This is a genomic window from Alteromonas sp. P256, from assembly GCF_036864455.1.
Classification (GTDB): domain Bacteria; phylum Pseudomonadota; class Gammaproteobacteria; order Enterobacterales; family Alteromonadaceae; genus Alteromonas.
Genome location: NZ_JAZETM010000001.1, coordinates 28,535 through 53,550 on the forward strand (window position 1 = coordinate 28,535; position 25,016 = coordinate 53,550).

The window sequence follows — 25,016 nt, forward strand, 5'->3', positions numbered from 1 at the left end:
CTCGCCTTCTCTTTCTTCTTAACTATTAAAGGTCTATTTGTCTCTCAATAGCTGCCCATCGTCGGCTTTTAACAATAGCTGCTTACTATCGACTAAACACTTTTTCGCATAATCACCAAACCAGCCGCCAACTTTCATAAACTGCTCAACAAACCCTTTCTTATCGCCACTTTCTAGCAGTGATAACGCTAACCCAAAGCGCTCGTAAAATCTTCGCAATAGCGCAAAATTATCGGGGTTATTAAAAATAATGTCGGCGTATAACTGAGGAGACTGGGCAAACAGTCGCCCAACCATAGCCAATTCTAAGCGATAGATGGGCGAGCTGAACATGGTCAGTGAGTCTAAATTGGGGTTTTCACCTTTAAGGTGTTGGCCATACACAAACGTGTTGAAGTGGCGCATAACCTGTATATATGCCATAGCCTCATCGTGCTCTTTTGCACTGGAGTTGTGAACCGTAGCGCCCCAGATTCGCATTTGCTCTATTAGCCACTCATACTTATCACTCTGGCGCCCGTTACACACCACCACCACCTGCTTAATCATACCCGGGGCATCAGGCCCAAACATGGGATGTAATCCCACCACAGGTCCTTTGTGTACAACAAGCATGGCGTTGAGCGGCATCGCTTTTATACTGGTAATGTCTGCAAGAATACAGTTATCAGGTAGCATGGTTAGGCGCTTTATAACCGCTTCGGTTAAATTGATAGGTACTGCCACAATAACTAACGAGGCGTTTGACAGTAGCGTCTGCGCGTTGCCATTTTCCCAGTCGTCTTTTTCAACAACGCCAACGTTGTATTTACTGCGTTGAAACAAACTAACAAACACCCGCCCTAGCGCACCGCCGCCACCAATAACAACCACATTGTCGATATCTGGTTTCACGCAGCGGTATTCATTATTTTGAGTGTGGTAAGACTCGCGCATGACGCGGCGAAGAAGATCTTCGGTTAAATCGGCAGAAACCCCCATTTCTTTAGCTTGTTGTCGCCTAGAAGCAATAAGGGCTTTCTCCCGTTCGGGCACGTAAACAGGCATTCCCGCTTGCGCTTTAATTTGCCCTACTTTGGTGGTGATCTCATTGCGCTTTGCTAGCAGTTCAACGAGCTGGGTATCCAGCTCGTCGATGCCCTCGCGCAGTGACGCCAATTGCTGTGAAAAATCGGCCATTGTGGTTTATCCTTGAATCAAATGGCACTAGGGCGTGTTGATCTTTGTTGTACGAATTTTGGGCTAAATGGAAGCATTTTAATCGCGAAACAGTCCTGTAGGCCTAGTGGGCTAAGTCAAAGGGCCCAAATAAAAAAGCGGGGACAAAGAGTGAAATGCTTCCATAACGCCCCCTTCGGGCAGCGCCTGTGAGCTATTTACTCTGCGTTGAATGGTTTCGATTTAGCCCGCTAGACCTTCAACCATTCGCCTTGTCTAAATAGCTCACAGACCGCTGCAAAAATGTACAGCAAAGATCAACACGCCCTAGTAATTTGTTATGCTACTGTGCGCTTATTTTGGCGTAAGGGTAGCACAGTTATCAGTTTATCTCTGGTTTGAGATATGAGGTTTTCAGTGCTTTCCCAATCAATACAGCCGTCAGTGATTGAAACACCATAGTCTAACTCCTCGTACTTCTTACCTTCTGCTTTTTGATTGCCAGGCTTTAAGTGACTCTCGAGCATAATGCCGATAATAGATTGATTACCTTCCAAAATTTGATTGACCACATTTTGCGCTACTAAAGGCTGACGACGGTAATCTTTTGAAGAGTTAGCGTGGCTGCAATCAACCACTAAGCCCGCCGTAAGATTCGCATCTTGCATCTCAAGTTCACACTCAGAAACGCAAACAGAATCGTAGTTAGGCTGCTTACCGCCGCGAAGAATAATATGACCATCCGGGTTTCCGCTAGTGCCAATGATACTTACTTGGCCTTGCTTATTTATACCCATGAAACGATGCCCAGATGCAGCTGATTTAAGTGCATTAATAGCAATGCCTAAACCGCCGTCTGTACCGTTTTTAAAGCCCACTGGCATGGATAAGCCACTCGCCATTTCACGGTGAGTTTGCGACTCTGAGGTACGTGCACCAATGGCTGACCAGCTAAATAGTTCAGCGAGGTACTGAGGGCTGATAGGATCGAGTGCTTCCGTTGCAACCGGAAGCTCTAATTCTGCTAGCCAGATAAGAAGCTCTCGGGCTTTGCGTAGGCCAGTTTCAATATCGAACGTGCCATCGATATGTGGGTCGTTAATCAAACCTTTCCAGCCTGTCGTAGTACGAGGTTTTTCAAAATAAACCCGCATCACGATAAATAGCGTGTCTTTGCATGATTCGTGAAGCTCTTTTAGCTTCAACGCATACTCTTTAGCCGCTTCAACATCATGAATTGAGCAAGGACCGCATACCACAAGCATACGGTGATCACGTCGATGGATAATATCTGAAATAATTTGGCGTGAATCTGAGATAGCCGCTAACGCTTCGTCTGAAACAGGCAGTTCAGCACTTAACGCATCGGGAGTAATAAGCACATCTTCTGCACTTACGTGAACATTATTAACAGTGTCCTTTATCATGGAAAGCTCTCTTAACTAAAAAATGAAAAAAATTATTAAACGCCAAAAGAGTATGCAACCTGCATGTAAACCTTATTGTACAACCAGCTTTTTCTATATTTCTTTAACGTCGTTGACTTTTTAACAATTAACCACTAACGAAGCAAGCAATAACGCATAATACTTTGATCTGGGTTAGATGGGATGTGAATGAAGGGTCTAACTGGGGTTTAATTACCCAAGACGAGCATAAAATGAACAACTGTGATGCTTACTTAAAAACGCCGAACTGCTTTACAAGAAAATTGGCCTGATGAGGGACCCATGTCGTATGAGTATGAAATTAGAAATTAAGTGGGCTATATGGACTCTCTCACACAGGCGGCATTAGGTGGCGCAGTTGGTTATGCGGTACTTGGAAACAAAGTGGGTAGAAAGGCCGCTTTATGGGGCGCAATACTTGGCACCGTTCCGGACTTAGACGTTTTTTTACCCTACGAGGGTGCTGTTGAAGCATTTACCTACCACCGCGGATTTAGCCACTCGCTGTTAGTCCACTTGATTATCAGCCCTATAATTGTGTGGTTACTCACACACATTCACAAAGGCACATCGACATTTAAATACCGTTGGTTTTGGTTGGTATTTTTGTGTTTGTCTACCCATGCAGTTTTAGATAGCTTTACGGTTTATGGCACTCAGTTGTTGTGGCCCATAACCGAATATCCTTTTGCCATATCGAATATTTTTATCATCGACCCATTTGTCACTATTCCATTGCTCGTTGGCTTAATCATGGTGTTATTGCCCAAGATTCAAAACATAACAAGAGCGCGAGCCAATGCATTCGGTTTACTCGTGAGCTGTATCTATTTAGGCTGGTCACTTATTGGCAAACTTATCATTGATAACAATGTTGAATCGGCGTTAGCGAAACAAGGCATTCAGTCACAGCACTACATGAGTACACCTGCGCCTTTCACAACGTTATTGTGGCGCAGCGTGGTGGTGGTCGAAAACGAATACTATGAAATTTATACCTCTGTTTTTGATGCGGTAGAGGATGTCAGTGTTGACGCCTATCCAACCGCCCCTAAATTACTTATTCCCGTCCAATCTGAATGGGGCATAAGACGCTTACAATGGTTTACCAAGGGGCTATATTCTGTGCGATTACAAGATGATGACATCATTCTTTCAGACTTAAGAATGGGCGTAGAATGTGCTTATGCGTTTAATTTTAAGGTCGCCAAACAAACGGATTCAGGCGTTGAGGTGGGTTCATTTGAAAAGTTTAGTAAACGGCCCGAGTTAAGCGACATGCAGTCTATTTGGCAGCGTATTTGGGACCCGTCAATTTCATTGGCACCAACCGCAGACCAGCAACCGCCTTGCTAGTAATTTGTGCTAGAAAGGTGAGTGAGTAAAATGAGTCCGCAACGTAAGTTCGCTCTTATACCTGGTGGTTGCTTAGCGTCCCGTAGTGGTCAATTTACAAAAAAGCTGTAGTGGTTTACAAGTATCAATAAATATCATTAGGTTAAATTTCTCATTTGCTCATATTTATAGAAGAATACGGTTAACAATAAAGTAAAAGAGACTGCGAATGGAAAATATAGCGTTAACGTATGATGGTGATGTGGCCATATTATTGATGCAAAATGGTGAGAACCGACACAATCCCGCCTACGCTCAAGACATGTTAAACAGCTTACAGCGTGTTATCGAGAACACCTCGTGTAAAGCACTAGTCATCACATCAAATGATGAAAAATGCTTTAGTTTAGGTATAGATACCGACTGGTTAATGCCTGCAATGAAGGCGCAGCAGTTTGATGAAATTAAAGCATTTATGCACAGTATGGATGACGTATTCAAAACCTTACTGTTGTTTCCTGTACCGGTGATCGCCGCCATTAACGGTCATGCTTTTGGCAATGGAGCCATTCTTGCCTGTGCATGTGATTTTCGTTTTATGCGTTCAGACAAAGGGTTCTTTTGTTTTCCTGAAGTCGATTTATCTATCCCCTTTTTACCCGGCATGATTGAGTTTGTTAAAAAGACCATGCCTTATTACCGTTTTAATGAGATGAAACTGTCTGGCCGACGAGTGTCTGGTCTAGAACTCGAGCAAGACCATGTCATAGAGAAAGCTTATGATAGCCAAGAGGCGTTAATGCTTGGGGCAATTGAATACGCAAAAACATTTGATAAAAAGCGTGGTATTTTCGGTGAACACAAAAAACGGTTGCACAAACATATCGTTCATACCATAGACACCGAAAACACCCCCCTCATCGAATCGCTATCACTTATGACGCAATAATTAAGAGTGGGTGGAAAAAAGTGCTGTAGCTTTTCTCCACCTCGCTTGGACGGTGTTGGTCTTTAAGATAAGTTATTCTTCAGTCATTGTCGTTTATTGATTTATGCTCAACGACTCTCTTTTGTTCAACGAATACTGACTCATCATTTTTTGCCATGCCTCGGTTTTCCGTTGAGTGCCAAATCTATTATTCAAATGCGCTTCAACAGGGCTTAGGTGTTTTGGCACTAGTACGTGTCTTAAATAGCTCTCATGAGGGATCGTTGAGATATAAAGAGAATCTATGAATTTTGTTTTTTCATGTAGGTACTCTAAGGTGCTTCTACTGACTACACCAAAATCGACTCTTTGGTGATATACCATATCGATTACTTGCTCTGCAGACTCAGTATCAAATCGCTCCAACCGTCCACTAACGAATTCTTTGTTAAGCCCCACATAAAATAGACCTCTCACACCAGCCATGGTTTTATCACTTAGCGTATCGATGCGAAATTCAAACGGCGTATCAATGTGGGAGATAATTTCGTCTCTGTCTTCTATAAACGCGGACGTCCATAGATATTTACTTTGCTGACTGTCTGAAAACCAATGGGGACTCACACCTATAACGACGCCTTCTAGGTTATCCCGCTCAAGCAGTTTATTTATTCTTTTTCTTGGCATGTAGGCGAGTCTGTATTCTATTTCATCGTCACTTATCAATGAGAGTAAATCAAAATACAAACCTGACTTCATCTTTTCGTCGATGATATAAGGAGGTTTTAGGTGATAGGTATAGACAGTGACAACGCTTGGGGATATGTCGTTGGTTTCGCCAAAAAGGGAAGTATTTGCGAACAGCAACAACATGGCTAAACACGCTTTATGCCTTCTTTTACCTAACCGAGTGACCACGCAAAGTTTCGCGAAACAGTGATATAGACTATCTATTGATAAATTAAACAATGGTTCAGTGCTTCAAAAATTAACTAACCATGTATTGAAGCTATAACCCGACTACCTGCTTGTCAAACCTAAAACTCACATCTTAATTTTTAATAGCCACAAAAAAACCCGCACAAGGCGGGTTTTTTCGAAGTTAACAATAACGCAAGAATTAATAATCTTAGTTAAGCTTCTCTTTGATACGTGCAGATTTACCTGAACGCTCACGTAGATAATAAAGCTTAGCACGACGAACCGCACCGCGACGTTTAACTTCAACAGAAGCGATTTGCGGGCTGTGTGTTTGGAACACACGCTCAACGCCTTCGCCGCTAGAAATCTTACGTACGGTAAAAGACGAGTGCAGACCACGGTTACGCTTAGCGATAACAACACCTTCATAAGCCTGAAGACGCTCTTTGTCACCTTCGGTAACGCGAACTTTAACAATTACTGTGTCACCTGGACCAAATTCAGGTACATCAGTTTTAAGCTGTGCTTGCTCAATTTTTTTGATGATATCTTGACTGACTTTGCTCATCATATCCTCTCGTCCTAGTTAACTGTCATCTTGCCGCAGCTGCGCTTGGAATAATTCAAGCAAACGCATCTGCTCCTCAGTCAGAGCTAGGTGATTTAACAAATCAGGGCGACGTTGCATAGTTCTACCTAAAGACTGCATCAGTCGCCACTGCCTAATTTTTTCGTGATCACCACTTAATAACACCTCGGGCACCTTTTGACCTTCGAGTACTTCTGGCCGCGTATAGTGCGGGCAATCCAAAAGACCGTCTGTGAAGGAATCTTCTACTGCTGAGGCTTTATGCCCCAGCACGCCAGGAACCAATCGGGCAACTGCGTCCATTAAGACCATCGCCGGAAGTTCTCCACCGCTTAACACATAATCACCAATGGAGACTTCTTCATCTACGTGGCTTTCGATTACGCGTTCGTCGATTCCTTCGTATCGACCGCAAATTAAAATCGTGCGTTCGATACTGGCCAAGCGTTTAACGCCAGCCTGATCAAGGGGTTTTCCTTGGGGTGATAAGTAGATCACCTTACTGTTTTCACCACCAATATTCTTGGCAGCGTGTATTGCGTCAGTTAGCGGTTTTACCATCATAAGCATGCCGGGTCCGCCTCCGTAGGGGCGATCGTCTACTGTACGATGGCGATCATGAGTAAAGTCACGGGGGTTGAAGGTATCAACCGATATTTTACCAGATTTGACTGCTCTACCTATTACACCCTGTTGGGTAAATGGGGAAAACATATCTGGAAAAAGGCTGATAACTCCGAACCACTTTTCCGGTGTCACTTAGAACCCCGGGTCCCAGTCAACTTTAATGACCTTCGCTTCCTTATCTACCTCGTGTACGACTTCGTCGAATACAAAAGGCACAAGTCTTTCTTTTTGACCAAAGGCATCGCCTACATTAGCTTTAACGTGAATAACGTCGTTAGCACCTGTGTTAAATACCTCTTTCACCACACCTAAGTCGTAACCTTGCGTAGTTACTACTTTCATGCCGGTGAGCTCTCGCCAGTAAATGCCATCGTCGCCCAAGTCGGGAAGTTGCGAAGCGTTAATGTAGATATCCAAGTTTTTGACGCGTTCAGCATCATCTCGGTTCTCTACACCCTCAATCTTTGCAACTAGGCTTTTGCCGTGCGTTCGCCATTGATCAATCGAACATTCTTTTTCTTCACCAAGAAACCAAGGCGTGTACTCGAAAATGCCCTCTGGCTTTTCTGTATAGCTGTTGATTTTGACCCAACCTTTAACGCCGTAAGGCGCTCCAATTTTGCCAACAATCACTTTGTCAGACGCTAGACTCATCTATACTCACCAGTTAAAACAGCTTACGCTGCAGATTTTTTCGCTTCTTTTACCAAGCTAGATACGCGATCTGATAAGCCCGCGCCTACGCCAACCCAGTAATCTACACGTTCAAGATCGATGCGAAGACGTTCCGCTTGACCCTGTGCAGTTGGGTTGAAGAAACCGATGTTTTCAATGAAACGACCGTTTCTTGCACGGCTGCTATCAGCAACCACTAGTTGATAAAATGGACGCTTTTTCGCGCCACCACGCTGTAAACGAATAGTAACCATAAAATGCCTCGAACTCGTTGTAGCGTTACCGTTAACTTAAACCCTCTTACCACGCGCAAAAAGTAAGCGCCTGATAGAAGGCTGGCGAATTATACGGATGTGGTGTTCGAATGCAAGTAATAATGCGGGATAAATGGGATTTAGCGGGCCTGTAATGCCGGTCTTGCGGCCCGCTTGAATTTTGGGTCAAACTTACACGTTAAGTAATGTGGTGCACTAAAGGTCTACACTCACTTTTGAAAAAGTTGCACGACCTATTTTGGGGTGCCTTGTTTTGGGGTGCCTTGTTTTGGGGTGAAGTGTTCGCTTAATCGATATATAAGCACAGCTGCCTTGTGAATATTTTGAGCAAATGTAGACATGTCAGCAACTTCATCTTTCGTGTGGCCGCCATCTCCCATCAATCCTAGGCCATCTATAGCCATGTCGACATGGTCTGCGGCAAATGAAATATCAGCCGCTCCAGCATTGCGAGGATTTACTGGCGCAATCGGTCCGTAGCCTAATGACTCACTCACGTCGCTATACATTTTTAAAAGGGCGTAATTTTGCTCGGTTGGCGCCATTGGTGGGTAGCCTTCAGCGAAGGTAAGCGTTGCCGACGTATGCGCTAAATTGTTAGACACCATGTCTTGCATCACACGCTTTGCTTTAGTGAGTTCAGCGTGGGTCAGTGTGCGAATTCCACCTTTTACAGTTACTTCTTTAGCTACCACATTTGTTTTTCCAAAGCCTTGTACAATAGAATTTTCGGCCTGAACCTCAACTTCAGTTCCTCCCGCAATTAACCCTGGGTTAAATGTGATGTTGCCAACACCGGCTAATTCTTCTCGAAATGTGTTTAAGATACGCGCAGTTTCAAAAATAGCCCCATAACCTATGCTGTCGGTAAAAATTTGAGAAGAGTGAGCAGGTTTTCCCGCTACATCCAACTGCCACCCTATTGAACCTCGGCGAGCAACTACTGCGGTTTTGATATCGCCATCAGCATCTTCAAAACCCAATGCGATGTCTGCCCAAACAGCTGCATCAATGAGCGCTTTTTTCGATAATGAAAGTGGACGCCCACTACTTTCTTCATCGCCAGTCATCACTACTTTTACGCTCACTTTATCGAGCAGTTCGAGTGCTTTGAGCGCCTGCAGGGCGGCAATAATTATCACATCCCCACCCTTCATATCTGTAATACCAGGGCCAGCAATATGAGTCTCGTCTACAGGGCGGTACGTCTGAAATGCATCATCTTTTGCAAATACCGTGTCTAAATGACCAATCATCAGTATTTTTGGTCCTGTATTACCATAGCTGGCTACCAAGTGCCCTGCTCGATTAAACTCGGCGCCATCAACCCACTGGGTATCAAAGCCCATTGCGTCAAATTCAGACCGATAAATAGCGCCAACTTTTTTAACACCGTCAAAATTCATCGTGCCGCTATTAATGTTCACCGTCTTTTCTAACGTTGTCTTTGAATGCTCAAGAGATTGGTCAATGTACTGCGTGATTTTTTTCTCAGTTGCGGTATCGGCAATACTGGTATAGCTAATTGCGCACAAAAAACTTGTAGCGATTGTTAGGCTAGCCACCTTTTTTATTTTTCTATTCATTTTTGGTGTCATCTTTTGGCATCCTTACGGTTAGGTGAAACAGTCAACTCACCTCTTTTATAAACGATTAAATAGGGTGAGTAATAGCATCTGCTGCCATCATACAGGTTCATTATCATTGTGGTTGCTAAGCGGCAGCGGCTCTTTAAACGTAAGCGTGCGATAAGGGAATGGAATTTCAATACCGGCTTCGTCTAAGGCTTTCTTAATTGCTGTTACAACGATATCCCTACTTTTGTGCATATCGATGGGTCGTGAATTTGCCCACCAGCGAACGGTGAAATCAAGAGACGATGAATTGAATTCACGGGCGTAAACTTCAACACCTCGCTGTTGATTTATGTCATCGATCCCTTCTAATGCGCTACGAATAACTTCACGGGCAGTGTCGATATCTTCTCCATAGGCAACGCCAACAACAAGGTCAAAGCGACGAAGTGACAGGTCAGTGAGCACATAGACCGGGTTTTTAAAAAGAAAGCTGTTGGGAACAATGATGAGCTGATCATCCGTTTTGCGAAGATAGGTTTCTCGAACCGTTATTTTTTCTACTCGCCCATTTATGCTCTCGCATTCAACGAAATCTCCGATACGCATGGGTTTGCGCAGCATAATCAATATTCCCGCAAAAAAATTCTCAAAAATATCTTTAAACGCAAGGCCTACTGCTACAGAGCCCAACCCTAATACGGTAAGTAACTTCGCTGGGGTGAGACTAGGAAATATAATAGTAATGGCAATGAGAAAGCCCACCGTCCATACCGTTACCTTTATAAGACTGGCGAATAATTCGCACAATGAACGGCGGATTTTCGAGTTTTTTAAAGACCGCTTTAGAACAGCAGTGAGAATTCGAGCCATCAGCCATGTGATGATGAGAACCACGAGTGCAATAGCAAGTAGCGGAAGTAGCTCTACAAACCCCACCCACATTCGCTGGACTTTTTGAAATAGTGGCTCAATAAAATTCACCAGGGTGCTCCATAAGTGAAAGGTTTAACACAGAAGTGTCTGCAACCTTATTTGTTGTTTTTGTAGCATAAACTAAACACCTTGCACACCCAAGGTTGTTTTAGCGCGAGTTACATTCAACATGTAAGCAAACCTGAGACAACGCTGATAGCAGCGAACAAGTCCGATGAATCTAAAAGCGGCGCAACGAAAGATTTGCTTATCGAAAAATGGCTTATCGAAAAGTGTCTTATCTACAAGGGGCCGGCTCCCATCCAACTGATTTACTGCAAATGTAGTCGCATGTACAAATCAACTGAGGCCATTAACACGTATACTTAGTGCTACTGCGCCGCATGTTGTGATTGCAGAGCAACGTGAACAACCCCCGAAGTATTAAAAGAGGCTATTTTGACGACTCCACTTGATGAAGTGTCCACTAAACAGGTTTTACATTGGATTGGCTCTCACTTAAGCCATTACAAAAAAAGAGTAGCAGGTGCAATTGTCGCCTTGCTCACGGCCGCTATTGCTTGGCTAATGCTTGGCCAAGGGATCAAATATGCTATCGACAACGGGTTTGTGGACAACGCCTCTGACACGCTGAATCAAGCAACCGTTATTGTACTCGGTATAACCTTGGTAGCCTGTATTGCTACCTATGCTCGTTTCTATTTAATGACGTGGCTAGGTGAGAGAGTAAGCGCAGATATAAGAAACCAGGTTTATTCTCATTTGCTGTCATTGCCCCCGTCGTTTTTTGCCGAATTGAGAACCGGTGAGGTTATCTCACGATTTACCAGTGATACCACGGTTATCCAGACTGTTGTTGGTATGAGCCTGTCAATGACTCTGCGTTCTGTGATTACATTCATTGGCGCTCTGATTCTGATGGGTATATCGAGCCCCTTGTTAACGCTGTGCGTTATTGTGGCTGTACCTGCGGTATTAGTGCCAATTAAAGTACTTGCTCCGCAAGTCAGGAAGTTTGCCAAAATTAGTCAAGACAAAGTGGCAGATTTAGGCTCACACATAGATGAGAGTCTTCATGAAATCATGACAGTGCAGGCTTATACGGCAGAAAATAAAGAACGCTCTCATTTTGCCTCAAGAGTAGAGGCCGCAATGGGTGCCGCTGAACACCGAATACATTATCGCTCGCTGCTTATTGGCTGCATAATGTGTTTAAGCATGACGGCGATTATTTTTATCGCATGGGTTGGCGCACGCCAGGTGCTAGAAGGACAAATGTCCGTCGGTGAACTGTCCGCCTTTTTATTCTATGCGGTAATGGCTGGTGGCAGCGTCGCCACAATAAGCGAAGTTATAGGAGAAGTGCAGCGGGGCGTGGGCGCCAGCGAGCGTCTTTACCAACTTATCCAAGTTGAATCAGATATTCAGCCCTCTTCAAGTAATAAAGACAATGAAAAAACGGTAATCACATTAGCGGAAAACGCATCCCCTGCTATAAGCATCAATAATGTCAGTTTTAGCTACCCAAGTAGTAAAGCGCTGTTTACTAACCTTAACCTCAATATCCGCGCTGGAGAAAAACTGGCGCTGGTTGGCCCTAGCGGCGCAGGCAAAACGACATTATTTCAGCTTCTTATGCGTTTTTATGAGCCTTCATCGGGCAGCGTTGTATTTAACGAAACCAATATCAATAACCTGCCATTAGCACAATTACGTGATCAAATAGCGGTAGTAACCCAAGAGCCCGTGGTATTTGCGCGCTCTGTGATGGACAACATCCGCTATGGAAAACCAGAGGCCACAGATGAGGATGTGGTTAAAGCGGCAAAGCTCGCTTTCGCCCATGAATTTATTGATGCCCTTGATAACCGATATGACACCCAGCTTGGTGAACGCGGAATTAAATTATCGGGAGGGCAAAAGCAACGTATTGCCATCGCTAGGGCTATTTTAGCCGACCGACCTATTTTACTGCTTGATGAGGCAACCAGTGCCCTCGATGCCATGAGTGAGCGAATGGTTCAACAGGCGATTAACCGCTTAATGGAAGGGAAAACCAGCATTGTGATTGCTCATCGACTAGCGACGGTTCAACACGCCGACCGCATTGTTGTAATGGATAAAGGAAGCATAGTGGCCACGGGGGATCATGCCTCATTGATGAAAAGCGATACCCTGTATAGGGAATACGCTGAACTGCAATTGCTTAGCTGAACCGCCTATGGTGCTATACGGTACAAATTGAAAGTGTCAACACACCTAAACCAAAAGTCTAATTAATAGACAAAAAACTTATAACTAATGGGTTACAAAATGAACAAGTCAGTGGTTCGCACAATGAAGACATGGATTGGTCTTTTTTCTTTATTTTTGTTTTTGCCGTTCGCACACGGTCAATATATGGGTGACCGACAGGCCAAGTTGGTTGTGACAAAACCTATCGAGTTCATGAACGAGACTCGCAAGGTTGAGGCAGTGGGTAGCGCTGAAGCAGTGCAGTCTATTGTTCTTTACTCCGCTGTAGCCGACGAGGTTACTGAGATTAACTTTGTGCCCGGTCAAAATGTCGAGGAAGGTAAAGTACTAGTTCGCCTTGACGACCGCAGACAAAAAACGGCACTAAAGCGCGCTGAACTTACCCTAGCTGACGCCCAGCGTACCGTCGAACGTCTCGCATCGAGTTACAAAAAAGGGGCAATCCCAGTAAATGAACTTGACCTTGCCAAGACACAACGTGATTTAGCAGAAGTCGCGTTAGAAGATGCAAAAACAGATTTAGAAGACCGTCGTATTGTTGCGCCCTTTGACGGCGTTGTTGGCTTTACCGACGTGGAAGTGGGCGACCGTATTAATGAGCAAACAGTGATCACCACACTGGACAATCGTAGCAAGCTGTTTGTTAACTTTAAAGCCCCTGAAGCCGCACTAGCAGTATTGCTAGATGGCCCACAGGTTACCTTGGAGCCGTGGAGTGATAAAGAAAAAAGCGTGGAAGCAGAGATTGCGCAGGTAGATTCGCGTATCAATGAAACTGACAGAACACTACGAGCACGTGCTCTTTTGGACAATTCATCTGACCAATTCAGACCAGGCATGAGTTTTCGAGTTAACCTTTCAATAGAAGGCGAGCGATTTGCCGCTTTACCAGAATCAGCCCTTCTGTGGGGTGCCACCGGTGCTTACATTTGGCTCGCGGTAGACGGCAAAGCACAAAAATTAGACGTAAGTGTTCACCAACGACTTCGTGGCATCATTTTAGTGTCAGGCGATATTACTAATGGTGACACACTCATTGCTGAGGGTGTACAGCGCCTGAGAACTGGCCAATCTATCACTACCGAAATAGCTGGGGGACCAGCCGGTGAGTGATAAACAACTTTCTTCACAAGCAAACGACCTTCCGTCGCTAGCGATAAGACGTCCAGTACTTATTGTTGTTTTAAACTTGCTTATTGCTATTGCTGGGTTTGCAGCGTTAAGCGGTCTTGAGGTTCGTGAACTTCCCGATGTAGATACGCCGCGCGTAACAGTTACAGCAACATTCCCCGGTGCATCTCCCGAGACGGTGGACGCAGAAGTAACCAGCCGCCTTGAAGGTGCGGTAGCACGGGTAAGTGGTGTAAAAAATATTTCAGCGCAAAGCGAAGAAAACTCGGCCCGTATTCGTGTTGAATTCCGTCCCGGTGTTAACCTAGAGGACGCCGCGAACGAGACCCGTGAGTCCGTAAGCCGCGTACAGCGACAGCTTCCTGAAGATGTTGAACAAGTTGCCATTATTCGCGCTGACAACGACGCTCAAGCTGTGGTGAGCTTAGCAATATCAAGTAAAACTCTTGATATGGAAACACTTACCGAACGAGTAAATACTGATGTCGCCCCCTTATTTTTAAGTATACCAGGGGTTGCAGATGTCAATATGCGCGGTGAAAGGGAGCGCGTGCTCAGGGTGTCAGTCGACCCACTTCGATTAACCAGCTTTGGACTGTCGATGAGAGACGTGTCCGACGCCCTTGTTTTAGCTCCGTTTGACGTACCCGCCGGCAGTATTCAGTCATCAGAACAAGCGCTTATTGTTCGAGCTGACGCTACGTCAGTATCAGCCCAAGATGTGGGCGATATCGTTATATCGGGCGACATACGAGTTAACGATGTAGCAAGCGTATATTTTGGCCCAGCAGATTCAACCAGTATGGTGCGATTAGACGGCATGCCGGTTATTGGCCTGGGTATTATCCGTCAAGCAAGCTCTAACACCATTGAAATCTCTGATGAAGTGCTTGAAATGGTGAGTGAGTTAGACAAACGTTTCACTGATATGGATATTGTTGTCACCGCAGACGACGCTGAATTTATCCGAGACTCGGTTAAAGAAGTGGTTATTTCACTTAGCCTCACTGTGGCGCTAGTGATTGTAACGTTACTCGTCTTTATTGGCTCGTGGCGCGCAACGCTGGTTCCTGCCCTATCCATTCCAGTGTCTTTAGCAGGTGCGCTTGCAATTATCTGGGCAATGGGCTTTTCCATTAATATTTTGACCTTGTTAGCGCTTGTGCTTGCCACCGGAATGATTGTTGATGACGCTATTGTCGTGTCAGAGAACATTCAGCGCCGTCGCAGCATGGGCCTTGGCGCAAGGGCAGCTGCGGTAATTGGTACGCGAGAAGTGTTTTTCGCGGTAGTGGCAACAACCGCAGTACTTGCATCTGTATTTATCCCCATTGCATTTTTGCCATCTACGGCAGGTAAACTCTTTAGAGAATTTGGCGGTGTATTAGCTGGCGCTGTGATCATTTCGTCGTTCGTTGCCCTTTCACTGGTCCCTGCGCTTACTGCGCGTCTTTCAGTCAAAAAGCCTAATGAAAACGGCAAAAGCTTTTTTAACGCCACCTTTGGCCGATTCGGTAACGCGTGTCTTTCGCTATATCAATCATCGCTCTTAAAAGCGCTGAAATATGGATGGGTTGTTGGTGTGTTAAGTCTAGCAGCTGGCGGCGGCGCCTATATATTGTCAGGTAACATCGATAATGAACTACTGCCTAGTGAAGATCGTGGAACGATCCGCATTTTTGCGCGTGGGCCTGACGGTGCCGGTCTTAACTTTATGGATAGACAAGCCGAGAAGATGGAAGAAATGCTGCTTCCTTATGTGGAAAAAGGCACAATCGATTCTATGTACACCGTGGTTGGGCAATGGGACCCGAATATCGTCTTTATTACCGCGCCTCTCAAGCATTGGGACGAGCGCGATATGTCATTGCAAGATGTTGTCAATGAAATTCGCCCAGGCCTACAGGCTATTCCTGGCGCACCTGGAAACGCATTTGGCGGAAATAGTCTAAATCTTCGCGGACAAGGCGGCGGTTTGGAAATGGCGTTAACCGGTGATACGTATGAAAATATTTTTCAGGCAGCGCAGGCTTTTGCTACTGAAATAGAAACTAAACTTCCCTATTTAGGCCGCCCAAGGGTGAGTTATGACCCTACTCAGCCACAACTACGTGTGAATATCGACAGACGACGTGCTGAAGAGCTTGGCGTGCCGTTAAATGATATTTCTAGTGCACTACGCGCCGCAGTAAATGGCGATGACATTGCCGATTTGAACGTAGGCGATCAGTCTATCCCCATTATGCTTCAAACCAGCAATAGAAATACGATGGCTCCTTCAGATCTGACTAACCTCTACGTGAAAAGTACTGATGGCAACCTAGTTCCACTATCGAGTGTGGCCTACATTAGCGAAGAAGGTGTGGCAGCGGAATTGGAGCGTCAGGCACAACGTAGAGCCATTGAGCTTGAAGTTGAGCTGCCTGAAGATAAGGCGCTTAGTGATGTGGTTGAAGAAATACGTGCTATTTCTCAAGATACATTGCCAGATGGTATTGGCCTTATCTTTTTAGGTGAAGCACAAACCTTTGAGGAAACCTCTAAGCAAGTTGCACTTACCTACGTTCTGGCTTTTATAATTGTATTGCTGGTATTGGCTGCGCAATTTGAGAGTGTTAACAGTGCAGTAGTGGTTATGCTTACCGTCCCCTTTGGTATTGCAGCAGCGGTATATGCACTGTTCCTAACTAGTACTTCAATTAACGTGTATTCACAGATTGGCTTAGTCATGCTCATTGGCCTGCTGGCGAAAAACGCCATCTTGCTTATTGAGTTTGCCGATCAGCTCCGTGATAAAGGATATTCTGTCTATGATGCTATTGTAGAAGCTGGCACGGTGCGCCTAAGACCTATTATGATGACATTGGTGTCTACAATTCTGGGCGGACTACCGTTAATTTTGTCCACTGGCGCTGGTGCGGAAGCAAGAAATGCTATTGGTTGGGTAGTATTTGGCGGCCTAGGTATTGCGGTTGTGTTCACACTATACCTTACCCCAGTGCTGTACCTTGCCCTGGCTCGATTTACCAAGCCGAGAGCCGATGCCAGTGACCAGCTTGAAAGAGAATTAGAGGAAGCTCAGCCTCATACGTAAATGCCAAAAACGTGTAATTGGAGGTAAGCTGAGGTAATTGAAAGGCCGTTCTTGAAGAACGGCCTTTTTGTGTCTATTGATATTACTTGAACAAATATCGGCTACCTCATTAACCAATATGTTAGCCCATAGTACTGAGTGCTAAAGACTGCAAAAATCACCTTCTTTACCTTTTTTACAGCGCGATTCTAAGTCAACGCCTTGCTAATGTAGGCGCTTTGTTATAGCCAAAACGCTTCGCAATTATTGCATTGCTTCGCAATTGGCAACAAGCGCTTTGGCGAGCACTTTATGCGTAAGCAGCGAGAGAAGCTCGGTTTCAGCTTCACTTCTCTCTCCATCTACTCCCGTTATGGCCATTGCAACTTCAAGAGTTTTGTCAGCATCAAAGGAAAGTGGTTTTTTCAAGCTGCGTAAGTAAGATACTGCGTCTCCCGTATCTATGGCTTTGCGTGTTTGGTAAATGGTGTCATTTAAGAAGGCTTCTGGGCTAATTGGGCTTTCCCAAGAGAGCGTATCGACGATGTCGTTCAAATAATCTTGCTCTGAAAGTGTTACTACACCATCTACTTGGTAGAGTAAAACTGATAATTGGATAAGGGCTTGATTAAAACTTTGTTGTTCTGATAATTGCATAACATCTTCCTCTTAATACCGTGCGTGATAGCAACACAACGTTCCCGCGTCCTGTAGAAATAATTTAGAAACTTCTAAGGTCAGATTACCTTGTTAACGTGGGCTCTGATATTACGTTGCGCAAGGCTACAACATCACAATGACAGCATCATTACGCTCACCTAAAATATATAGTTCACTATGTGATGTTGATGTTAACGCAATGTAAAAGGTATGGGCACTTATCCATATTATCAAGAGCGGATCTTTAAGCACTAGTACTAAGCCGTTACTGACAAACGAATGTCTTTAACAGACCAGGGCCTAGCGTAAACCCAATGTAATATCGCTGATATAGAAGTTACCGGTGTAAATCTTATCGTTCATGCCGTGAGGCTCTAAAGCAAAAAACTGCTTCTCTTCATCATCCAACGCCTGATAACCACCAATCACTTGGTAAAGCCATACTTCAGGGTCGAACTCTAAGTCCATTTCTTCATAATAATCTAAGGCTGTCTTTGCTTGCCCGGAATCAATAACATCACAAAAATAAGCTTCAACGGCTTTTTGCAAAGGCTCTTTTTCAAGAGATAGCGTAGCTTGTTCGGTAACATCAATGTCCGCAGGCTTACCGTCATCTTGCGTTCCGCGCTTTTTGTGGATATGGGTAAGCGTTGCTACCATATTTTGGTAATCACTCTCATGCTCCACGTTATTTACGTCTGCAGACGCATGAGAAATAGTGGCTGCGCTGTTATTAAATAACACAGGTACATTGGTAAGATTTGCGTAATTGCCTGGCGCGAAATCGGGCTGTTGCTCCATATGCAATAAAAAGCCGTTAAGAAGCCGGGTTCGGCCTTGAAATTCTCTAAATCGGCCCAGTAAATCAAGAAGTCGTGCCTGTACTACCGAAAGCTCTTGGGCGGCTTTCGAAAAGCGCTGCTGTAGCGATACCACCAGCAGATGCCTGAGCTCACGATTGGAACCCGCAATCTCACTCAACTCATCAAATCGAAAGCATTCAAGTTGCGCAAGTAAGTCGGTAACTTGTTGCTGTGCTAACTCATTTTCTCGAATTTTTGCGTCTACAGAAGATACGTAGCCAAACTCATTATTAATTCGACTAAACATCACCCTCACACTATTACTCAGCGTTTCCGATAGCTGATAAACATGTTCTGTCAGATCGCTCATGTGCGCAGCGGCTTCGTTAAACTTATTGTAATGCAGTGCTTCTTTATAATGTTCAGTCAGCGTTTTTAGACTCGCCAGTGATGCCCCAACGTTGGCATTTATTGTACGGTTTCTCTCGTCTTGTAAACTGCCCTCTAAAAGAGTGCGTACAGCACTTTTTAAACGCAGTTCACTTTGCGCTTCTGGGCGCCAGAGCACGCCGAGTTGAACAAGTTGCTTAAGCACTTTGCTGCTGTGATCATGCTCTTTTACAGAGCCGTTGATATACGCTTTCATGATTAGGTCGCTGTGGCGACCTAATGCATTGAGCAGCTTAGTTCCGGCTTGAAGTAATACCTGGCTCATATCAGGTTACCTTGAGATACCGCAGCCTCCGCTTGCTCAGACAGGCTCAATGCTTCGGTTTCATCAATAAAGCGTAAAGTTTCATAAAGGTGTTCAATCTTGCCGGTTCCCAAATAAATTTGCTTATCTGGGTTTGGCTTAATTAAATAGCCTAGCTCGGTAAGGCGTTTAAACACCTGCTTTAGCTGACCGTCCACGTTAACGCTGGTAGAGCCAAACATTCGGTAACGCGATATCTTCTCTAATTGCTCGCCGTAGGCGGGCGTATCTTCAATGCTACCTTGCAATTCATTTAGTCGAATAGCGCTGCCCATAGTAATGGGCATATCAGATTCATTGGCCTGCTGAACTAGTAACAGCCACTCGATGAGAGGCACTAGGTTAGACGCCGTATCTTGGAACTGCTGCGTAAGCACTTTGCGCTCTTGCTCACCAATAGTGGAATAGCTGGCAAAAAACACTTCGCCTTCTGCTGTGGTTGAGAGGGTGCGATTGAGCAGCGTTAAATGCGGCTCTAGCTTTGCCGCGTTGTCACGACTTTTAAGAAAGCGCCATGCTTCCTCATCAGTAACTTGGCAAATAAAAGCCCCTTGCAACAATGCGCTTAACACGCGACCTTGTTCTGTCATCATAACGACGGCTCCTGTGTTACTGCATCACTGTGCTTTTTGGCTTTTATACGCGCTGCTATGCTGCTCGCTTTTGGTTGAACCACTTGTAACTGACGTGTCACTTTGTCGATAAGGTATCGGTTCTCAAACAACGTGAGTACTTCTGACTCTGGATTAGGGAATGCGCCCACTACGCTGATATTGTTGTTCTGACACGCATCAAATATCTTTTTCACGTTGCTTTGGTGCAGCGTACCGAGCTCATCAATAGGCCAATGAACAGTTGCACCCGCGTCTTGACGCAATAAACGAGTAAATGCCAATAAGAACTTACATAAAATAAGGTAAGCCATTCCGTGACTGGACGACTCATTAAGCTGGCGGTCGGTTCGAATAACCAGGTCGCTATTTCCTTCCCGCAGATGCAGCTCAATATCGAGTAATTTGCTGATGCCGCCAGTAAGTGCTGCTCGTCCTAAAATATCAAGGACTCTGCGCATGCTTTGGCCATACTCTTCTTCAGGCAGTTCATTTGCCCCTTCTTCCATCCAGAATTCATAATGCTTTCTGAATTGCTCAAGCTCAGGCCAAAACTCAAGCTCACTGATACGAGAACGGATTTTAACGGCGGAGTCTGACACGCCATCGAGGAACAGCTCACCGTCCACCTCTTGGGTAATTCGACGGCTTTGAGATACGATGCGCTTATCGATATCTGCCAATACAAAGTAGTACTGAGATAAATCGGCACCAAATATTCTGCCCTGCTCTCTGAGTCCTTGAAGCTTTTGAGGCACGATAACATTGAGCAGCTGCGATAAATGAGACACCATACGTCGATGGTCAAAACTTTTGACGCCATGGGCGTTAATCGTGGCGCACTCTTCTCTTGCCCGCTCCCACGTATCTGATAACCCCGTACCGGCCTGCGCCGCGATAATCTGATCAAACCGCTCCACATAAGCGCGAATATCACTGAGTAAATTGTCACGCTCTTGCAGCTGACTTTGCACTTCTGATATGCGTTGGCCAATACTCACTTCGTCATGCTTTATCTCGGCGGTATCGCCACTAGCTTGCAGCGTGAGCTTAGCCAACGACTTGCTCAAGTTTTTAACTTGCTCTAAATGCTCGGTGGTAGTTTTAAGTGTGCTTTCTAGCTGCGTGTGCTGCTCTTTTAACTGCTCTCTTTTCGTTTTATACGCACTTTGCTTGCTCGCAAGACTGCGTTCAGACTCTCCTAGTACTTTACGTGCCTTAGACAGTCCCTCTTGCCAGACCACTTTTTGTTTAGTGAATACATTGGTATACCAGCGCTCGTAGTCTGCGACTTTGTGACGGTGAGTTTCCGTGCGCGCAATATCATCTTTTAACTGATTAATCAGCTTTTTAAGCTGGCCAATTTCGTCAACATCAACCCCGCGATTGTTAAGTTCACTCTCTAACCAGTGCTGCATATCTTTGCGATCTTGAGCTGCGCTCTCTCTCGCTTTACGCATGTCGCTGTCTAGTTGAGATAATCGAGCGTCTGTATCTGAAATAAGCTGCTGCCAATGAAACTTATGTTCCGTCTCAGCTTCTCTTTGCTGATCGTTAATTTCGTCTCGGCTTTGTTCAAATTGCGCTTTTACTTGTTTTTGGCTTTGTTGATTAGCCTCAAGCTTTGCTTTCGCCTTCTGCTTTCTCTCTGACAAGGTTTGCTGGTACTCACTAAGCACCGAATCTCTGTCTTGTTGAGCACGCTTTCGGCTAGCTTCGGCACTTTTAACCACATTGTCTTTTTGTGTAAGTGATAACTCTGTGTTGCGCACATCTTCATTGGCCTTGGCCAATCGCTGCTCACATTCGTTTTGTGCTGCCAATGCAGCTGCTTGGCGAATTTCAGCATCTTTAAGCTGCTGTTTTAATGCTTGTTCTGTAGAAGCATAATCCGGCGTATCTAGCTCATTTAACGCTAACTTCACTCCCATGAATGTATCGGCTTGTTGTTCCATGTGGGGCGCTAAATCAGTGCGGTCCAACAATTCTGGGCGAATCACTTTACCTAAGGATACTTCCCAGTCGTCCACATTCGCTCTTAAAAATTCGAGCAAAGACCCTTCGCCGGGATACAGCAAGCCATTAATTTTATTAACCGACTTTTCTTCCTGCTGAAACGAAGCTCGGGCTTTATCTAGTGCTTGAGAGCAGGTTTTACGATATTCGCAGGCTTTCAAGTGTGTTTGCTGGGATTGGCGAAGCTCTGCTCGTGCAGTATCTTCATTAATCGACGCTTCTTTAATTGCTGCATCTAAAATATCCAGCTGAGATTGTTCAAACTCGTTATACCCAGCATTACTCAGGGACGCTTTTAACTCTGCTTCATATACTTTAAGTTCGTTAACATTGCTTGAAAAGTCACTTTTTAGCGTATTTAACTGCTCGCTGTAGTCGTTGCTAATTTTCGCCAGCGCCTCACGCTCATTATGCTGTTGTAAAGACTTGTGCTCTGCGGCTTCTTGCCTGGCAACAGAAAGTTCATCTAGAGTAGCGGAGAGGTTTTCACCGAGTTCGGCTAACCGCTTGTTGTAGGCCGACTCTATGTCCTGATGCTTTTCGGTAAGCAGCGCATAGCGGCTTACACTCAACTCTTTCTTGCTATACCACTGAGGTAGATTGCCCACGTCTTTTTTAAGTTGCTCGATGTCCTCTTCTTGCCACTTATCAAATTCACCTTCGACATTTTCAAGCTCAATCGTATATTTTTCCACGTCAGCACGTGCAGAAGATATGACTTGGTTGAGGTGGTCGCGATTATCGCCCCATTCACTGTCGGTTTGCTTGCGTTGAAAGTTATTTTCATCGAGTTCGTTTTTCGTGGTTTCTACGCGAGCAGATAGATACGTTTTATCCAGCTCAAAGGTATGCTTAAGCGTTGCCAGCTGAAGTTCGGTGTTGCTTAAGGCCATGTCCGCTTGTTCTAGCCTCGAAAATTCTGGCCTTATTTTATCGAACTGCTTAATAAGGTGGCATTCTTTGATCCAATCGTCTACGCGGTTGCGGCTCAATCCGGATGTGGGCGGTGTGACGCCATCTTCTTCTAATATGGCTGCGATCATTGCTTTGATCGTTTCCATTTTTCCTTCTTTAGAATGCACCGCTTTGGCGAGTTTTTCGATATGACGCATATGCTTAGATGACTCGCACAAACTAAACAGTTTGGCGTAGCCGAGTACTTCTCGTGCCGTATTACTTTGATTTAGCACGCCATGGTCGTTTTGGATAATTGCGCGGAAGTCTTTGGTGTTAAGTAAACTTGTTACCATAATGTTGTTACGCTTCATCGTTCGTGCTAATTCAGCGCTGCTGACACTCGCGTGCTTGCCACTTTTTTGTTCAATGAGGTAATCACTTATTTCAAAGGGCTTACCGACGAGACGATAGTTCACTCCGGTGCCATTTGAACTTAACACTGCTTGGCATAAATCGCCGTCTGCACGGGCGTATTCGTAAATAATAAAACTAGAAAGGCGAGGCAGGTACCAGCGCTCAAAGCTGTCTCGAGTCGCCGGGACAACGCGACTTGGATACTCACCGTAAAAAACGGGAATAAGTCGTTGAAGTGTTGTTTTACCTGACGCATTGGTACCACAAATATTTGTGTGTCCATCAAGCTTGAGTTCAACGACACCCGGAAGATGCGTGTCGATAAGAATAATTCGTTTTAAGCCTGCCATAGAATTCCTGTTTCAGTTTTATAGTAAAAAACCTCAATAATTGGCCATTATTGAGGTTTTGTATTTCATCAAACGCGTTAGCCGTTATCTTGGTGGAAATCCGCCTGGACCACCGCCGAAACCGCCTGGCCCTCCCGGACCACCAAAACCACCACCTGGCGGTGTCATGCCTTTCATTTGACGCATCATCTTTTTCATACCACCGCCTGACATTTTTTTCATCATCTTTTGCATTTGCGTGAACTGCTTCAACAGGCGATTTACGTCTTGAATTTGCGTACCCGAGCCCTGGGCTATTCTGCGCTTTCTAGAGCCTTTGATGATGTCAGGACGAGCGCGCTCCCCGGGTGTCATTGAGTTAATGATGGCTTCCATTTGATTGAACTGCTTATCATTAGCCTGCTCTTTAATCTTCTCTGACATGCCACCCATGCCAGGAAGCTTATCAAGCATTCCCATCATGCCGCCCATGTTCTTCATCTGTTCAAGCTGATCTTTAAAATCAGCCAGGTCGAAGCCCTTCCCTTTCTGAACTTTTTTCGCTAGCTTTTCAGCTTTACTCTTATCAACCTTGCGTTCTACTTCCTCGATTAAGCTAAGCACGTCACCCATGCCTAAAATACGAGACGCTATACGCTCAGGGTGGAACGGCTCAAGGGCATCCACCTTTTCACCCATACCAATAAATTTGATTGGCTTGCCGGTAATATGGCGAACAGACAGCGCAGCACCGCCTCGGGCATCACCATCGGCCTTAGTTAAGATAACGCCAGTAAGCGGCAAGGCGTCATTGAATGCTTTGGCCGTGTTAGCAGCATCCTGACCGGTCATTGCATCGACAACAAACAGAGTTTCGATGGGCTTTACAGAGCTATGCAGTTCTTGTATTTCGCTCATCATGTCGTTGTCAACGTGCAGTCGACCGGCAGTATCTACTAGAAGCACATCGTAAAAGCCTTTTTTGGCTTCATCAATTGCGCTTTCCACAATATCAATTGGCTTTTGAAGAATGCTTGAGTCGTGGAAACCTACATTCACTTCGTTGGCTAGCATCTCGAGCTGCTTTATCGCCGCTGGGCGATAGACGTCGGCACTCACCACCATCACTTTTTTCTTTTCGCGCTCGGTGAGGTACTTAGCTAATTTACCCACTGAGGTGGTTTTACCAGCACCTTGCAAACCAGCCATTAAAATAACGGCGGGAGGCTGGGTGGCTAGGTTCAGTTTTTCATTCGCTTCCCCCATAACAGCTTCAAGTTCAGATTGTACAATCTTAATAAACACCTGACCGGGCTTGAGGCTTTTACTTACCTCGGTACCGACGGCTCTTTCTTTTACTTGAGCAACAAAAGATTTCACTACCGGCAGGGCCACATCTGCTTCTAATAGCGCCATGCGCACTTCGCGCAATGTCTCTTTAATATTGTCTTCTGTAAGACGCCCCTTACCACTTACATTCCGTAATGTCTGGCCTAGGCGTTCAGATAAATTCTCAAACATAGTATGAAACTTCTTTTGATTTCAGACGCAATGTACGTATTGTACCGTAAAAGGCACAGTGAACGTACCCGCAAATGCGTTAAAA

General features: G+C 45.1%; 19 protein-coding genes. 5 read left to right on the forward strand and 14 right to left on the reverse strand.

From position 1 onward, the window contains the following. Window positions 1–33 precede the first annotated feature (33 nt). A complete protein-coding gene (gene tyrA / locus V7R39_RS00165; RefSeq protein WP_334027015.1) occupies window positions 34–1,179 on the reverse strand; it encodes a bifunctional chorismate mutase/prephenate dehydrogenase in 1,146 nt (381 codons plus the stop codon). Window positions 1,180–1,496: 317 nt separating this feature from the next. Next, complete coding sequence (locus V7R39_RS00170; RefSeq protein ID WP_163105409.1) at window positions 1,497–2,585, reverse strand: 3-deoxy-7-phosphoheptulonate synthase; 1,089 nt, start codon at window positions 2,583–2,585, stop codon at window positions 1,497–1,499. A gap of 342 nt (window positions 2,586–2,927) precedes the next feature. On the opposite strand from V7R39_RS00170, the gene V7R39_RS00175 reads away from it, so the two are divergent. Both V7R39_RS00175 and V7R39_RS00180 read left to right on the forward strand, forming a co-directional pair. Then, entirely contained in the window at window positions 2,928–3,962 is a 1,035-nt protein-coding gene (locus tag V7R39_RS00175; protein ID WP_334027020.1) for a metal-dependent hydrolase, read from the forward strand. Between the two features lie 208 nt (window positions 3,963–4,170). Next, a complete protein-coding gene (locus tag V7R39_RS00180) occupies window positions 4,171–4,890 on the forward strand; it encodes an enoyl-CoA hydratase/isomerase family protein (RefSeq protein WP_334027022.1) in 720 nt (239 codons plus the stop codon). A gap of 93 nt (window positions 4,891–4,983) precedes the next feature. Here the strand turns inward: V7R39_RS00180 and V7R39_RS00185 are convergent, their stop codons facing one another. From V7R39_RS00185 to V7R39_RS00215, 7 genes are all read right to left on the reverse strand, one after another. Further along, the gene (locus V7R39_RS00185) at window positions 4,984–5,742 is read right to left on the reverse strand and encodes a hypothetical protein (RefSeq protein WP_334027024.1); all 759 of its coding nucleotides are present in this window, start codon (window positions 5,740–5,742) and stop codon (window positions 4,984–4,986) included. Between the two features lie 256 nt (window positions 5,743–5,998). Continuing rightward, window positions 5,999–6,358 (reverse strand): 50S ribosomal protein L19, encoded by a 360-nt coding sequence (gene rplS, locus V7R39_RS00190; RefSeq protein WP_032094606.1) that lies wholly within the window; start codon window positions 6,356–6,358, stop codon window positions 5,999–6,001. Between the two features lie 18 nt (window positions 6,359–6,376). Continuing rightward, on the reverse strand, window positions 6,377–7,138 hold the full coding sequence (trmD, locus tag V7R39_RS00195) for a tRNA (guanosine(37)-N1)-methyltransferase TrmD (protein WP_334027026.1): 762 nt from the start codon (window positions 7,136–7,138) through the stop codon (window positions 6,377–6,379). Then, complete coding sequence (gene rimM / locus V7R39_RS00200) at window positions 7,139–7,660, reverse strand: ribosome maturation factor RimM (RefSeq protein ID WP_032094546.1); 522 nt, start codon at window positions 7,658–7,660, stop codon at window positions 7,139–7,141. Between the two features lie 23 nt (window positions 7,661–7,683). After that, window positions 7,684–7,935: a 30S ribosomal protein S16 gene (gene rpsP, locus V7R39_RS00205; protein WP_032094545.1), complete on the reverse strand. Its 252-nt coding sequence runs from the start codon at window positions 7,933–7,935 to the stop codon at window positions 7,684–7,686. Between the two features lie 254 nt (window positions 7,936–8,189). Next, window positions 8,190–9,554 (reverse strand): M20/M25/M40 family metallo-hydrolase, encoded by a 1,365-nt coding sequence (locus V7R39_RS00210; protein WP_334027030.1) that lies wholly within the window; start codon window positions 9,552–9,554, stop codon window positions 8,190–8,192. 87 nt (window positions 9,555–9,641) lie between these two features. After that, window positions 9,642–10,514 carry a mechanosensitive ion channel family protein gene (locus V7R39_RS00215; protein ID WP_334027032.1) on the reverse strand — a complete coding sequence of 291 codons (873 nt, stop codon included), beginning with the start codon at window positions 10,512–10,514 and terminating at the stop codon, window positions 9,642–9,644. Window positions 10,515–10,904: 390 nt separating this feature from the next. Here V7R39_RS00215 and V7R39_RS00220 point away from each other — a divergent pair, with 390 nt between their 5' ends. The 3 genes from V7R39_RS00220 to V7R39_RS00230 all read left to right on the forward strand — a co-directional run bounded on the left by V7R39_RS00220 (window position 10,905) and on the right by V7R39_RS00230 (window position 16,947). Continuing rightward, window positions 10,905–12,680 carry an ABC transporter transmembrane domain-containing protein gene (locus tag V7R39_RS00220; RefSeq protein WP_334027034.1) on the forward strand — a complete coding sequence of 592 codons (1,776 nt, stop codon included), beginning with the start codon at window positions 10,905–10,907 and terminating at the stop codon, window positions 12,678–12,680. Window positions 12,681–12,779: 99 nt separating this feature from the next. Continuing rightward, window positions 12,780–13,835 carry an efflux RND transporter periplasmic adaptor subunit gene (locus V7R39_RS00225; protein WP_334027036.1) on the forward strand — a complete coding sequence of 352 codons (1,056 nt, stop codon included), beginning with the start codon at window positions 12,780–12,782 and terminating at the stop codon, window positions 13,833–13,835. Next, on the forward strand, window positions 13,828–16,947 hold the full coding sequence (locus V7R39_RS00230) for an efflux RND transporter permease subunit (RefSeq protein WP_334027038.1): 3,120 nt from the start codon (window positions 13,828–13,830) through the stop codon (window positions 16,945–16,947). The genes V7R39_RS00225 and V7R39_RS00230 overlap by 8 nt, the downstream gene beginning before the upstream one ends. Before the next feature lie 243 nt (window positions 16,948–17,190). Here the strand turns inward: V7R39_RS00230 and V7R39_RS00235 are convergent, their stop codons facing one another. The 5 genes from V7R39_RS00235 to ffh all read right to left on the reverse strand — a co-directional run bounded on the left by V7R39_RS00235 (window position 17,191) and on the right by ffh (window position 24,931). After that, entirely contained in the window at window positions 17,191–17,583 is a 393-nt protein-coding gene (locus V7R39_RS00235; protein ID WP_334027040.1) for a tellurite resistance TerB family protein, read from the reverse strand. A gap of 303 nt (window positions 17,584–17,886) precedes the next feature. Then, window positions 17,887–19,104, reverse strand: coding sequence for a phosphoenolpyruvate carboxylase (locus tag V7R39_RS00240; RefSeq protein WP_334027042.1), 1,218 nt, complete (start codon window positions 19,102–19,104; stop codon window positions 17,887–17,889). Continuing rightward, a complete protein-coding gene (locus V7R39_RS00245; protein ID WP_163105399.1) occupies window positions 19,101–19,736 on the reverse strand; it encodes a hypothetical protein in 636 nt (211 codons plus the stop codon). The genes V7R39_RS00240 and V7R39_RS00245 overlap by 4 nt, the downstream gene beginning before the upstream one ends. Beyond that, window positions 19,733–23,431, reverse strand: coding sequence for an ATP-binding protein (locus tag V7R39_RS00250; RefSeq protein WP_334027045.1), 3,699 nt, complete (start codon window positions 23,429–23,431; stop codon window positions 19,733–19,735). The genes V7R39_RS00245 and V7R39_RS00250 overlap by 4 nt, the downstream gene beginning before the upstream one ends. Before the next feature lie 84 nt (window positions 23,432–23,515). Further along, complete coding sequence (gene ffh, locus V7R39_RS00255; protein WP_334027047.1) at window positions 23,516–24,931, reverse strand: signal recognition particle protein; 1,416 nt, start codon at window positions 24,929–24,931, stop codon at window positions 23,516–23,518. Between the last annotated feature and the right edge of the window lie 85 nt (window positions 24,932–25,016).